The organism is Aquisediminimonas profunda (assembly GCF_019443285.1).
GTDB classification, from domain to species: Bacteria; Pseudomonadota; Alphaproteobacteria; order Sphingomonadales; family Sphingomonadaceae; genus Aquisediminimonas; species Aquisediminimonas profunda.
Genome location: NZ_CP080327.1, coordinates 3,098,857 through 3,112,759 on the forward strand (window position 1 = coordinate 3,098,857; position 13,903 = coordinate 3,112,759).

At 59.3% G+C, this 13,903-nt stretch carries 11 protein-coding genes; 2 read left to right on the plus strand and 9 right to left on the minus strand.

Annotated elements, in window-relative coordinates:
* Window positions 1–68 precede the first annotated feature (68 nt).
* On the plus strand, window positions 69–1,031 hold the full coding sequence (locus K0O24_RS15285) for a GlxA family transcriptional regulator (protein ID WP_219893551.1): 963 nt from the start codon (window positions 69–71) through the stop codon (window positions 1,029–1,031).
* Here the strand turns inward: K0O24_RS15285 and K0O24_RS15290 are convergent.
* The 9 genes from K0O24_RS15290 to K0O24_RS15330 all read right to left on the minus strand — a co-directional run bounded on the left by K0O24_RS15290 (window position 1,026) and on the right by K0O24_RS15330 (window position 10,795).
* Window positions 1,026–1,925: a homocysteine S-methyltransferase family protein gene (locus K0O24_RS15290; protein ID WP_219893552.1), complete on the minus strand. Its 900-nt coding sequence runs from the start codon at window positions 1,923–1,925 to the stop codon at window positions 1,026–1,028. The genes K0O24_RS15285 and K0O24_RS15290 overlap by 6 nt on opposite strands.
* A 22-nt stretch (window positions 1,926–1,947) precedes the next feature.
* Window positions 1,948–2,739 (minus strand): SDR family oxidoreductase, encoded by a 792-nt coding sequence (locus K0O24_RS15295; RefSeq protein WP_219893553.1) that lies wholly within the window; start codon window positions 2,737–2,739, stop codon window positions 1,948–1,950.
* 157 nt (window positions 2,740–2,896) lie between these two features.
* On the minus strand, window positions 2,897–4,006 hold the full coding sequence (locus K0O24_RS15300) for a mandelate racemase/muconate lactonizing enzyme family protein (RefSeq protein WP_219893554.1): 1,110 nt from the start codon (window positions 4,004–4,006) through the stop codon (window positions 2,897–2,899).
* Between the two features lie 37 nt (window positions 4,007–4,043).
* Window positions 4,044–4,247, minus strand: coding sequence for a formate dehydrogenase subunit delta (locus K0O24_RS15305; protein ID WP_246611048.1), 204 nt, complete (start codon window positions 4,245–4,247; stop codon window positions 4,044–4,046).
* Window positions 4,248–4,251: 4 nt separating this feature from the next.
* Window positions 4,252–7,098, minus strand: coding sequence for a formate dehydrogenase subunit alpha (gene fdhF / locus K0O24_RS15310; RefSeq protein WP_219893555.1), 2,847 nt, complete (start codon window positions 7,096–7,098; stop codon window positions 4,252–4,254).
* Window positions 7,088–7,897: a formate dehydrogenase accessory sulfurtransferase FdhD gene (gene fdhD / locus K0O24_RS15315; protein WP_219895679.1), complete on the minus strand. Its 810-nt coding sequence runs from the start codon at window positions 7,895–7,897 to the stop codon at window positions 7,088–7,090. The genes fdhF and fdhD overlap by 11 nt, the downstream gene beginning before the upstream one ends.
* On the minus strand, window positions 7,897–9,414 hold the full coding sequence (locus tag K0O24_RS15320; RefSeq protein WP_219893556.1) for an NADH-ubiquinone oxidoreductase-F iron-sulfur binding region domain-containing protein: 1,518 nt from the start codon (window positions 9,412–9,414) through the stop codon (window positions 7,897–7,899). Before K0O24_RS15320 ends, fdhD begins: the two co-directional genes overlap by 1 nt.
* Window positions 9,411–9,833, minus strand: coding sequence for an NAD(P)H-dependent oxidoreductase subunit E (locus K0O24_RS15325; RefSeq protein ID WP_219893557.1), 423 nt, complete (start codon window positions 9,831–9,833; stop codon window positions 9,411–9,413). The genes K0O24_RS15320 and K0O24_RS15325 overlap by 4 nt, the downstream gene beginning before the upstream one ends.
* Window positions 9,834–9,901: 68 nt before the next feature.
* Window positions 9,902–10,795 carry a LysR family transcriptional regulator gene (locus K0O24_RS15330; protein WP_219893558.1) on the minus strand — a complete coding sequence of 298 codons (894 nt, stop codon included), beginning with the start codon at window positions 10,793–10,795 and terminating at the stop codon, window positions 9,902–9,904.
* A 298-nt stretch (window positions 10,796–11,093) separates the two neighbouring features.
* Between K0O24_RS15330 and K0O24_RS15335 the strand changes: the two genes are divergently transcribed.
* Window positions 11,094–13,805 (plus strand): TonB-dependent receptor, encoded by a 2,712-nt coding sequence (locus tag K0O24_RS15335; RefSeq protein ID WP_219893559.1) that lies wholly within the window; start codon window positions 11,094–11,096, stop codon window positions 13,803–13,805.
* Window positions 13,806–13,903: the final 98 nt, after the last annotated feature.

Here is a 13,903-nt window from a genome sequence, read left to right on the forward strand (position 1 = left end):
CTGCAAAGAAAATATCTCTTTGCGTCATTTAGTTGCCTTTTGCGGCATCTTGCCGCAGAAGGGCCATAATGCCGCAATCGCTTTCATTCATTCTGCTGCCCGGCTTTTCCGCAATCGCATTCTTTTCCGCGCTCGAGCCATTGCGCATCGCGAACCGGCTTGCTGGCAAGCAATTATATGCCTGGACCATTCACGCACCTTCCGCAGGCCATGTTACTGCTTCAAACGGCATGCAGCTGCGGACAGATCCTGCCAATCCTGACAGGCCGGATGCATTGATCCTGTGTGCCGGCTTCGATCCGCTTGATCACGCGCAACCTGGATTGCTTGCGCTGGTACGACGTCTGTGGCGTGCTGGGTGCCAGGTCGGTGCAATCGATACGGGCGCATTCCTGCTGGCAGAAGCCGGCATTCTCGGCAGCGATCCGATTACGCTCCATTGGGAAGCAGCCGATGAGTTTCGCCACCGTTACCCCCATATTCCCGTTTCAGCCGAACTTTACGAACGCCACGCGCGCCTTTTTACCTGCGCCGGCGGTGCCGCCGCGATGGACATGATGCTGGACAGCATTGCCGCCAATCATGGTTGGACGCTGGCAAACGCCGTTTCGGACCAGCTCATTCACGATCGGATCCGCCCCCCCTCGGCACGTCAACGCACATCGCTGGCGGAGCAGGTTCAGGGCACTGGCGCGGTCGTCCAACGGCTTGTAGGGGCGATGGAGATCGGGATCACGGCGGGCGCATCCTTGGAAACCATATTGGAGCTAGAGGGAACAAGTCGCCGCCAGACCGAGCGCCTGTTTCTCAAGCAGACGGGCAGCACGCCGGGAAGATTCTATCGGGACTTGCGGCTCCGTCATGCCCTGCAGATGATGCGAAGCAGCCGCATGAGCGTGCATGAGGCAGCGATCGCTGCAGGATTTACCTCTCAGCCCGTTTTTTCGCGCGCATGCAAACAGCACTTCGGCCTGTCCCCGCGTGCTCTGCTGGCTGCGCCGAATCTGCCAGCCGCACTTGGGCACTCATGAGCGCAGACGCGCAATGGCCTCAATATGCTCGGGGCCGATACCGCAGCATCCGCCAATGATGTCAGCACCGGCATCAAGCCAGATCCGGACCCAGTTCAAATAGCCCGCGGGATCAAGGTCTTCCCGGATGGGCAGCAGCGTTTCATTGGCCGTCGCTTCCTTGGGCTGCGGCGGAAATGCATTGGCATAAACCCCGATCGGAATTGAGCGGCCTGCGGCGTCCATTGCGGCCTTTGCCTGTCTCGCCGCCGCTTCCATCACTTCGGGCTGACTGCAATTGAACAGCACTGCAGCCACGCCATGCTCAAGGCACAAGGCAACGGCCGCCTCTATGGCCTCACCTGAACGCAGTCGCGCTCTGGCAGCCGCATCGGGGGCGCCGTCTTCAAGCGTGAACGATATCCAGAGCGGCCGACCATCCTTGGCGAGCATGTTCGCAACCACTTCGGCTTCTTGCGTCGCCGAAAGTGTCTCTGCCAACCAGAGATCGGCATGATCGGACAGCCCTTTCACCAGCGGCGCGAGAAGGCGCGAGGCGTCCTCGGCATTGAAAAGGTCCGGACGATAGGAGCCAAAGAGCGGGGGCAGGCTTGCGGCGACCCTGACCGATCTGCCTGACCTGTTGGCTGCCTGCCGAGCAAGCTTGCCAGCGCGGTCAGCCAGCATTTCGCCATCGCTTTCAAACCGGGCGTCACCAATGTGAAACGGCACCAGTGCATAACTGTTCGTGGTGATGATATCGGCACCGGCCTTCACATAAGCAGAATGAACGTCCAGCACGAAGGAAGGGGCTTCGATCAAGGCAAGCGCAGACCATTCGGGCTGCCGAAATGGTGCCCCCATTCGCTTCAGTTCCCGGCCCATTCCGCCGTCCAGGATGGTCAATGAATTCATGATCTCTCCCGAATGCGCATCTTCAAGTCGATAACTCCATGGACAGACTTTCCGTATGGCCGTCGATGGCTATCGCCTGGCCCGAGATTCTCTTGCCTGCAGGTGACACCAGGTACCGGACCATGGCCACGATGTCTTCCTGCGTCACAAATGTGCGCATTGAAATCTGCTGTTTGTATTCGCGTTCGACCTCGTCAACCTGGAGGCCTCTGGCCTCCGCATCGGCCCTAATGACCCGGTCCATCCTCTCGCCTTCGACACTGCCCGGACAGATTGCGTTAACCCTTATGCCGCCCGGCCCAAGTTCCATGGCAAGTGTCTTGGTCAACCCTATTATGGCCCATTTGCTTGCAACATAGGGCCCGCGCAACGGACATCCGAACAGCCCTGCGCTTGAGCTCATGTTGATAATGGAGGCATCCGGCGCCTTGCGTCGCAACAAAGGGATTGCCAGGCGTGTAATATAAAAATTGCCGTTGAGATTGACGTCGATGGTCTGACGCCATTTGTCGAGCGGCTGATTTTCGAGCCTTTCCACCGGTCCGGCAATTCCTGCATTGTTGACCAGCAGATCAAGGCCGTCATCGCCCTCTTGGGCCAGGGCTTCGGCCACATCGTCGAAGAAGCGCTCAACCGCAGAAGGATCGCTGACGTCGCACTGACAAGCCCTGATGGTCGGGTCCGAAGCCGTAAGCGCGGCAATTGCCGTTGCATCCTGATCGCAGACAAGGACGCACCAGCCATCGTCTCGCAGCCCGCGCGCGATGGCCAGGCCAATGCCATTGGCTGCCGCTGAGATGATGGCCGTTCGCATAAACTCCCGCATCACGATTGTTGAAGTGAATGCAACATTCCATCGCCTCCCAAGGCAGCTGCGACAAGGACAAAATGACGGCTTGGCAAGGCCCAGCCCTCAACGCGTTGCCAATGGCCGACGATGACACTCCGCCCAGTGCGAACAACTCTCGCTTTCAGTTTACAAGTTCGCTCGAGCGATAGCGCATGGCCTCCAGTGCGGCCGGATTGATTTCGACCCCCCAGCCAGGCCCGGCTGGGACGTGCATGCGTCCGTCTTCAATCCGGAAAGGGTCTCCAAGGAACAGGTCCTGCTGCCACGGATAATAGTCCGCACCTTCGATCGAGAATTCGATGTACGGGCCAGCATTGGGAATTGCGGCCAGCAGATGGGCCGTACAGATCGTCACCAAAGACAGGTTCGCGCTGTGGGGCGTGCAGATCATGCCCGCCTCATGCGCCATGCCCACGAGTTGCAGGGTCCGCGTCATGCCGCCCATGTACATGATATCAGGTTGCAGCACATCGACGGCGCGCATGTCGATCATGCGACGCCAGGTCGCCAAATCCCAGTCCTGTTCGCCGCCTGTGACGTCCAGTGACAGGGCACGCGTCACTTCCGCGGTCTGCTCAAGCTCCCAATAGGGGCACGGCTCCTCGAAATGACAAATACCCTCCGCCTCGAGCAGCGAACCGACCTCAATCGCACGGGAGGGCGAAAAGCCGCTGTTCGCGTCGACCAGCTTTGCGACTCCGGGCCCGAGCGCCCGCGCAACGAGCGGCACAATTTCCTCTGTGCGACCGGGCCATTCGTCGACATCGCGTCCGCATTCTGCGGCAATCCGCCATTTGAAAGCATCAAATCCTTTGGCATCGCGAAGCCGGACCAGTCGGTCTGCTTCGTCTTGCGGTGTGATGTCGCGCTTCATTGAGGAGGCATAGGCACGCAAGTCTGTCCGTGTTCCGCCTAGCAGATTGGCAACCGATTTGCCTTCGCTCCGGCCGCGCCAGTCCCACATGGCAGTATCGAGACCGGCAAGGGCCCGATATCGGTAGCTTCCCGGATATTTGTGTTCCCGCTCTTCGACGATGCGGACTGCTCCGGCAATGTCGGTGGCATCCCGACCAAGGACCCAGGGCGCAACCTGCCTGTGGAAAACCTGCGCCGTGATATCGGCATTATATGTCGACGTCTGACCCCAACCAAAACTGGCATCATCCATCGTTGCCTTCACGAAACAGACGAACTCATTGTCAAAGGTTTCGAGTTTCGCGATCCGGATCATTGCGCAGGGGACTGCCGTCCGCAGGTTGCAATCATCATCAGCCGGCTGCAAGCCGGGCTATGGCGGATCGGGCAATCGGGTCCAGCCCGGAACGATCGTGCGCGTATATTGTCGCCTTCATTCTGGGGTCCCAGAAATCCCGGATATGCTGAGCGGTTGCGGCAATGGCAGCCTCCTCGCCCTGGGCGGCCAGATTGCGGGCGATCTGGTTGGCCATATAGATGAGGTGGCTTGCATCCATCGCGCTATTCCGCTGCTTCCGCCAACGCAATGCGCCGGCTCTTTTCAGACCAGCTGGCATAGCTTTCCTGCCAATCTGTCGGGCCATTGGACGGCGACACCTGAACAGCTGTCACCTTGTATTCCGGACAGTTGGTTGCCCAATCGGAGAATTCCGTCGTGACGACATTGGCCTGCGTCGCAGGGTGATGGAAGGTTGTGTAGACAACACCGGGCGCAACGCGATCCGTTACTTCAACGCGGAGTGTCGTTTCACCGGTCCGGCTGGCCAGCCGCGCCCAATCGCCATCCCTCAAGCCGCGGTTTTCGGCATCCGTCGGGTGCATCTCGAGAACATCCTCATCGTGCCAGACAGTATTGTCGGTACGCCGCGTCTGCGCGCCGACGTTATACTGGGAGAGGATGCGTCCAGTCGTGAGGAGAAGCGGAAACCGCGGTCCCGTCCGTTCGTCCGTTGGGACATAGTCCGTCACAACGAACTTGCCCTTGCCGCGGACAAACCCATCGACATGCATGATGGGTGAGCCATCAGGATTGGCCTCATTGACGGGCCATTGAAGCGAGCCGTCCTTTTCAAGTCGATCGAAGGAGACTCCGGCAAAGCTCGGCGTCAGCCTTGAAATTTCGTCCATCACCTCGCTCGGGTGCGCATATGTCCAGCCAAGCCCCATTGCATTGGCCAGAGCTTGCGTCACTTCCCAATCCCCCATGCCGTTCGCAGGTTCCATGACCTTGCGAATGAGCTGTATGCGCCGTTCTGCATTGGTGAATGTCCCATCCTTTTCAAGGAAGGTCGATCCGGGCAGGAAGACATGGGCATAGTTCGCCGTTTCGTTCAGAAACAGGTCGTGGACGATGACCAGTTCCATTGCCTGCAGCCCAGCAGCGACATGATGCGTATTGGGATCGGACTGCAAGATGTCCTCACCCTGGATGTAGATTGCGCGGAAAGAGCCATCGAGTGCAGCGTCCAACATGTTCGGAATCCGCAGGCCGGGCTCCGGATCAAGCTTCACGCCCCATTCCCCCTCGAACAGGGATCGGGCTTGCACGTCCGAGATGTGGCGGTAGCCGGAAAGCTCGTGCGGGAAACTCCCCATGTCACAGGCGCCCTGCACGTTATTCTGGCCGCGCAACGGATTCACGCCAACACCCCGCCGACCGATATTGCCGGTCACCATCGCCAGATTGGCAATCGCCATCACGGTCGAGCTGCCCTGACTATGCTCGGTCACGCCCAGGCCATAGTAGATCGCGCCATTGCCTCCGGTGGCATAGAGCCGCGCAGCCTGTCGAAGATCGCTCGCCGGAACTCGTGTGACCGCTTCCAGCGTTTCGGGGCTGTGGCGCTCGTCCGCAACAAAGCGTGCCCAATCCTCATATTCCTGCCAATCGCAGCGTTCGCGAATGAAGGCCTCGTCAGCCAGACCCTCTGTCACAATCACATGCGCCATGGCTGTCAGAACCGCGACATTGGTGCCAGGCTGCAAAGGCAAATGGAAGGCGGCCTCGACATGCGGCGAGCGGACGAGGTCGATCCGACGCGGGTCAATCACGATCAGCTTCGCACCCTGGCGCAGGCGGCGCTTCATGCGGCTGGCAAAGACCGGATGGGCGTCTGTCGGGTTGGCGCCGATGACCAGGATCACGTCGCTGTCCATCACGCTGTCGAAATCCTGGGTGCCGGCGCTGGTGCCGAACGTCGTCTTGAGGCCGTACCCCGTTGGCGAATGGCAAACCCGCGCGCAGGTATCGACATTGTTGGAGCCGAACCCGGCGCGCACCAGCTTCTGGACCAGAAACGTCTCTTCATTGGTGCAGCGGCTGGATGTAATCCCGCCCAGCGCCCGCGGCCCATGCTTCGCCTTGATGTCGGCAAGCCTGCTGGCCGTGAAGGACAAAGCCTCATCCCAACTGACAACGCGCCAGGGGTCCTGCACGCTGTCGCGGATCATGGGATCCAGAATGCGATCCTTGTGGTTTGCATAGCCCCAGGCAAAACGGCCCTTGACGCAGGAATGGCCGCGATTGGCCTTGCCGTCCTTCCACGGGACCATGCGTACAAGCTGCTCGCCACGCATCTCGGCGCGGAAGGTGCAGCCGACACCACAATAGGCACAGGTTGTAATCACTGCGCGCTCGGGCTTGCCGATTTCCTTGACGGCCTTTTCCTGCAACGTCGCCGTCGGGCAGGCCTGGACACAGGCGCCACAGCTTACGCATTCCGAAGACAGGAAATTGTCGCCGGCCTGTCCCGCACTGATCTTGCTGGCAAATCCGCGCCCGTCCATCGTCAGCGCGAATGTTCCCTGCACTTCATCGCATGCGCGCACGCAGCGGGAACAGGCAATGCACTTCGACGGATCAAAATCGAAATAGGGATTCGATGTGTCGGCTTCGAGGCCGAGATGGTTTGCACCCTCATAGCCAAAACGCACATCGCGCAAGCCCACCTCGGCCGCCGTGTCCTGCAATTCGCAGTCATTGTTGGCAGAACATGTGAGGCAATCGAGCGGATGATCGGAAATATAGAGTTCCATCACGCCGCGGCGCAGCTTCTGCAGGCGCGGTGTCTGGGTGTGGACAACCATCCCTTCGGCAACAGGCGTCGTGCAACTGGCGGGCGTCCCGCGCATGCCGTCGACCTCGACAAGGCACATCCGGCAAGACCCGAAGGCCTTGACGTTGTCCGTTGCGCACAACTTGGGGATCGAGCCGCCACTCTCGGCAGCAGCGCGCATCACGCTCGTGCCGACGGGCACAGTCACGGCCCGCCCGTCAATCCTGAGCGTTACGACGGCGTCTTGGCGGCTTTCCGGCGTACCGAAGTCATTCTGAGGTTCATAGCCCATTGGCTGTCTCCATTGCTGGGCCCGAGACCCACAACATTGAATCGTCCCGTGCGACCACAGCAAGCGCGAGGCCCGCTGCCTGAGCGCGTCTGACGGCAAGGTCTGTCGGTGCCGAAATGGCTACCAGAAGCGGGCAGCAGGCGCGCACGGCCTTTTCCACGAGTTCGAAAGATGCTCTTGATGTAACAAGCAGGAAACCGTCCTCCGCGCTGATGCCCGAGCGCGCAAGAAAGCCGATCACCTTGTCCAGCGCATTGTGACGGCCAACATCTTCGCGCACGACGATAAGGCGCCCGTCCCGGTCGCAAAAAGCTGCCGCGTGCGTGGCCGCAGTCTCCTGTCCAAGCTGCTGTGCCTCGCGCAGCGTCCTGAGGCCCTTGAGAATGGCCTCGGGTCGAACAGGGACAGACCGGGCAAGCGGCGGCAAGGGCCGCAAGGCCGCCTCGACGCTTTCAATGCCGCAGATACCGCAACTGCTGTCTCCCATCCTGTGCCGGGCCCGCGCCATGATCGGCTCGACGCAATGGGCTGGAAGCGTGACGCGCGCAACATAACCATCGCCCTCGTCCAATGGATGAAGCGATATCGGACCAATCTCGTGCGCCCCGGCCAACCCTTCGGAGAGCAGGAAGCCCGTCACAAAATCTTCGAGGCACGTCGGTGTCGCCATCATCACGGCATATGTCACGCCGTTGATCTCAATCGCGACCGGCGCTTCGACCGGGATCGAGCGCTCCTCATCCTGCGTCTGCGCCACATAGGCGCTCCGCCGGACGGGAACGAGGCGCGACGCATGCATCACTGGCCAAAATCCTCCGGCCAATGCTTGAGAGCCGATCGCACGGGATAGGGCGTAAAGCCGCCAAGCGCACAGAGCGACCCGAATTGCATTGTCTCGCACAGGTCTTCCAGAAGCGCGAGTTCTTCCGGGCGTGAACGGTTGGACTTGCGCGCATTGTGCATCTGGGGAAGCCGTTCGACCGCATCGGCCGCAGTCGCGCCGCCGCTGCGGATCCGGTCGATCAGCTCGACACCGCGCGTAGAGCCGATCCGGCATGGCGTGCATTTGCCGCAACTCTCCACGGCGCAGAACTCGAAGGCAAACCGCGCCATGGCGCCCATGTCCGCCGTATCGTCGAACACCGTGACGCCCCCATGCCCGATCAATGCGTCTGCGACCGTATAGGCTTCATAATCGAATGGCAGGTCGAACTGGTCCGGATGAAGGTAGGCCCCCAAGGGTCCGCCGACCTGCACGGCCTTGACCGGCCTGCCCGACGTCGTGCCGCCGCCGATGTCATGGACAAGTTCATTCAGGGTGATGCCGAACGCCGTCTCGAAAAGGCCGCCATGCCTGATGTTGCCCGCAAGCTGGATCGGCATTGTGCCCTTGGACCGGTCGATGCCGAGCTGCGCATAGCGTTCGGCGCCGCCTTCGCTCAGGATGTGGGGCACGGCCGCAAGGGTGAGGACATTGTTGACCACAGTGGGGCAGCCAAAAAGGCCTTCGAGAGCCGGAAGCGGCGGTTTCGCACGGACTTCTCCACGCTTGCCTTCTAGCGAGTTCAGCAGCGACGTTTCTTCGCCGCAAACATAGGCGCCGGCGCCAACTCGCACTTCGAGGCTGAAAGGGGCCACAATATCAGCAGACAAGGCGATCGCCCGGTTCAGTTTGGCAATCGCGTCCGGATATTCGCTGCGGACATAAATGAACCCTTGGCCCGCTCCCGTGGCATGGGCCGCAATCGCCATGCCTTCGATCAACTGGAAAGGATCCCCTTCCATGATCATGCGGTCGGCAAAGGTGCCGCTATCGCCCTCGTCGGCATTGCAGACGATGAATTTGGCTTCACCCGGCGCCTCAAGCACGGTCTTCCATTTGATGCCGGCCGGAAATCCGGCGCCGCCCCGGCCGCGCAAACCCGATGCCGTCACGTCTGCAACAACCTGCGCCGGGGTTAGAGTTCGCGCCCGAGACAGGCCCGACCAGCCGCCGGTAGCCGCATAATCCTCAAGACTCATGGGGCGCGTGCGTCCGGCGCGCGCGAATGTCAGCCGCGTCTGGCGCGCCAGAAAGGGGTGATCCGCAATCCGCCCGATCGATTTGGGCGACGAGCCTGCAAGAATGTCTGCAACATCATCTGCGCAAGCCGGGCCAAACCCGATGCCATCGATATCGACCAATGGTTCCAGCCAATGCATGCCATAGCTGGACACCCTGTCGACCGTGCAACCGGCAGATTCAAAGGCCGCGGCGAGTTCGTCCGCGCCACACGCCCGCGCGATCGCATCATCGCTGATCCTTACGTGGGTCATGCCGAACGCACCAAGTTCAGGAGCGATGCCTCATCGAGCCTAGAATGCAGCCGATCACCCGTTCGCGCGTTGGGGCCGACACTGCATAGGCCGAGACAATAGACGGCCTTCAGATTCACGCGCTCACCCGCTTCAGTTTCGGCTGCAGCAGCGATGGATTCAACGCCCCGAGCCTTGCATGCTTCTGCACGGCAAAGCTCAACGACCGGTCTGGGATCATGAGCGGGTTTGAAATCATGGTAGAAGCTGACAACTCCGTGCACTTCGGCGCGGCTCAGATTAAGCGCCTTTGCAACCGCCGCTTCCGCATTTGCATCAATGCAGCCAAATGCCGCCTGAATGTCATGCAAAATCGGCAAGAGCGCGCCCTTGCGCCCAGCATGGGCGTCGATGATCTCGGCAAGATTGGCTTTCTGCATGACCAATCCTGACCGGTTCATTTTGCGAGGTCAAATCGATTTATGTGAAGCATGATAGATGATTCCTATCATAACCACCGGTCATCAAGCTGCTGCGCTACTTTCAAGCCAAGCCTCGCCATGGTGCCCAATGGATCCCGGTTTATGACGACCAAACCAATGCGCCGCGTTTCAGCTGCCGGAATGAACTTCAGAAAGCGACACCATTCAAGCCCGATCATCAAGCGCGCATAGGCATCCGGAACAATGGTCAAGAAATCGCCGGATTGGACAAGAGACAGTGTCGTGATGTGACTGTCTGCGATCACGCGCGGGCTGACTGACAAGCCTCGATTGGCGAATTCCCGGTCGAGAATGCGGCGATACTGCATTCCCTGGTGCAGCAAGCAAAGCGGCTGCGCAGCAGCGTCTGCCCAACTGATGTCTTCCCTGTCATCAAAGCCGCCGCCTTTGCGAGCGACGAAGAGGTACTGTTCGTTGTGAAGTGGGACAGTAAGAGCATTTGCTGGCGGTTCGTCATCAAGATAGGTCATGCCGGCATCACACTCGTTGGCCTGCAGTCCGCGCTCTATTTCCCTTGAAGTCCCCGACTGCACGGCCAAATTAAGGCCGGCATGAGCCTTCAGGAGAGCCTGGCCGAATGGCCCGATGAGCGGCAGCGCCGCCGGTATTGCCGAAAGCCGGAACTCGCCCGCGGGGCTCCGCTCACTTGCTTCTGCTGCCTGCCCAAGACCCCGAATGGCGCCCAGAGCCTGCGCCGCCCAGGGCAGAATGGCTTCCCCATGCTCGGTGAGCCCGATGAACCGGCGATCCCGCTCGATCAGCCGCTTTCCCAGCTCAAGTTCCAGAGCGGCAAGCCCCGCCGAAAGGGTTGGTTGGCTGACTCCGCAGACGCTTGCCGCCTGCGCAAAATGCTTGTGGCGCGCAAGCGCGACAAAGTAACGCAGGTGCTGAAGTTGCATGCCAAAAACTCTTGTGAGAGCTATAATCTATCACAGCAGCGAACACTTGACCAGTTCGGCTCCACTTGGCGAAGCGACCAAAGGTCACATGTCCAGCCGACACCACCTAAGGCCCGACCTAGAAAACCAGCCTGGGCATCACAATTATTCATACAACAATGATTTTTTTCTAATCGTGCGAGAATGAATTTTCCCCCAACGTCTAAAAGCGCCAGAACTCAATGGCTAGGCCGAACGTGGGAGTTTTTGCGATCAGGCGTTGAAGAAGTCACGAAATTAAAGCCAGTCAGGGGAGGCTATGTTGAAAACCAAACTCAAAATCTCGACGGCAATTCTGTCGATTGCCACGATGTGTGCCGCAGGCTCACCGTCAATGGCACAATCGTCGGATGCGACCGAAGCCAATGACGGCGCGATTGCCGACATCATCGTTACAGCAACGCGGCGCGAAGAATCGCTGAACAAGGTTCCGCTCGCCATTCAGGCGCTGAGTGGAGACTCGCTGTCTGACCTCAATGTCACAAAGTTCGACAAGCTGATCGAATATCTCCCCAATGTCCGCTCCGCATCGCGCGGTCCGGGTGCCTCCTCAATCTATATCCGCGGTCTCTCGACCGACACCCCGGGCCTGCAGATCGCTGGTACGGCAGGCGCCCAGCCGACTGTCGCGCTTTATGTCAATGATGCGCCGGCCTCACTCGTTGGTCGCAACCTGGACCTTTACACGGTCGACCTTCAGCGCGTTGAAGTTCTCGCCGGTCCGCAAGGCACCCTGTTCGGTGCAAGCGCCATGGGTGGCGCTGTTCGCTACATCACCAACAAGCCGGATCTTTCCGAATTCCATGCCGGCTTCAACGCAAGCTATGCATTCACCAAGAGCGGGGATGACAGCGTTGCGGGGGACGCCTTCATCAATATTCCGATCATCAAGGACAAGCTGGCCCTGCGTGCGGTCTTCTATGCCGACCAACAGGGCGGATATATCGATAACGTCCCTGGCACGTTCCAGATGCCCTTCGATGGTCATGTCGGTCAGGCTGGCCGGTTGCCAGAGGGGAACCCGCTGCTCGTGATGCGCGCGATCCAGTCTTGCCAGGCGAGTGCAACGACTGTTGTGGCGAATTGCGACGGCAGCCTTTATACGCCGCCGACGCGCCAGACGATCAACAACGACCGGTTCGTCGAGAAGAACTACAACGACGCGACCTATCGTGGCGGTCGTATCGCCCTGACCTACAAGGTGAACGACGACTGGTCGATTGACCTGATGCACCTTCGCCAGCAGCTCGATACAGACGGCGTGTTCGACTATGAACCCGCGGTCGGTGACCTGCAGGTGACCAAGTTCGACAAGAACACCCTTGAAGACAAGGTTGACCTGTCGACGCTCACCATCAATGGGCGGTTGGGCTTCCTGAACATGATCTACACAGGATCCTACCTGCACCATCGTGCGACCCAATATGCCGATTATGCGGGCTATTCGAACATCGGCCTGTACATGCCGTTCTACGAATGCGACCGCGGCGTCTATTATACGGCGGCGTACAACGGCAATATCGGCAACACCTGCTATACGCCGAACAAGAGCTACAAGGTCCGCAACGAAACCAAGCGTTTCACGCAGGAATTCCGCGTGACAACGCCGGCCGACAAGCCGCTGCGCGGCACCTTCGGCCTGTTCTATGATGACAACAAATTGTATGACAACACGGACTGGTCGTACCTCCAGCAAGGTGCGGGCTTCATTTATCCGCGTCGTCCGGATCCATCAGTCAATGCACACGATACCAGCGTGCGCCCGGTCAACGTTGGGTTCTTCAACGACGTCCAGCGCAAGGACAAGCAGTTCGCGGCCTATGGTGAAGCGTCCTTTGACATCATTCCGGAAAAGCTGACCATTACCGGCGGCCTGCGCTATTATAACGAAAAGGCCTATATCAACGGCTCGTCAGCCACCAGTTTCTGCGGCAATTCACGCGGAATCTACAATCCGGCCACCGGGACGTATTCGCCCTCGGCCACGCCTCCGCAATACTATTGCGTCAGTGCGAACCTGAACCAGCTATATGCCGGAATTTCGCCAGCCAAGTACACGGGCGTGCTCAAGAAGGCCAACCTGACATATCGCTTTGGCGAAGGTTCGCTTCTCTATGCGACCTTCTCCGATGGGTTCCGCCCGGGCGGTTTCAACCGGCGCCCTTGCCGCATTGGCAGCGCGATCTGCCCGACTGCGGCAGACTTCGCTCGTTTGGGTCGTTACGTGCCTGACAAGGTGCAGAATTATGAGCTAGGCGGCAAATTCGCCTTGTTCGACCGGCGCATGCAACTCAACCTCGCCGCCTACATGATCGACTGGAAGAACATCCAGATTACCTTGTTCGACCAGAACATCTCGAACCAGACTTTCACGACGAACCTGGTTGATGCCCGGATCAAGGGTATTGAAGGTGATCTGACCTGGCGTGCAACGCCGGAGTTGACGTTCAACAGTGCATTCTCGTTCAACGATTCCAAGCTGAAGAAGTACCGGAAGAACACGACGGTTCTTCTGCCGCTCGGTTCGCCTCTGGCACTGAGCCCCAAATTCCAGTTCAACGCCCGCTTGAATTGGGAACGGGAGCTTTCGTCAGGCTTGCGGCCATTTGTGCAGGTTGCATTCCACCATGTCGGCAAGAGCATTTCGGACATCGTTGACAACGTCAGCATCCGTTATCAGAGCTTCAACCCGACGCTTGGATACGCAGCATCCATTCCCGTCACCTACAACGGTGTAACGGTCAGCCCTGGCGATATCATCAAGCCACTGCCCGTTTCGCAGAAGCTGGGGTCTTACAACACAGTGGGTGCGTCCTTGGGTGTTTCGAAGGATGAATGGCGGATTGAAATCTTCGGTGACAACATCACTGATGAGCGGCCAGAACTATACAAGAGCGCAAATGACGGCGAAATTCGCACGACAACGTCGCGTCCTCGTACATTCGGACTGCGCGTTTCTTACAAGATCTGATCAAGGGGGACGGGTGTCGTGGCTTAGCCACGGCACCCATTTTCCCGAATTTGTATTTGCGTAAATTGCCAATCTTGGACCAGTATTCCCGCTTTGGG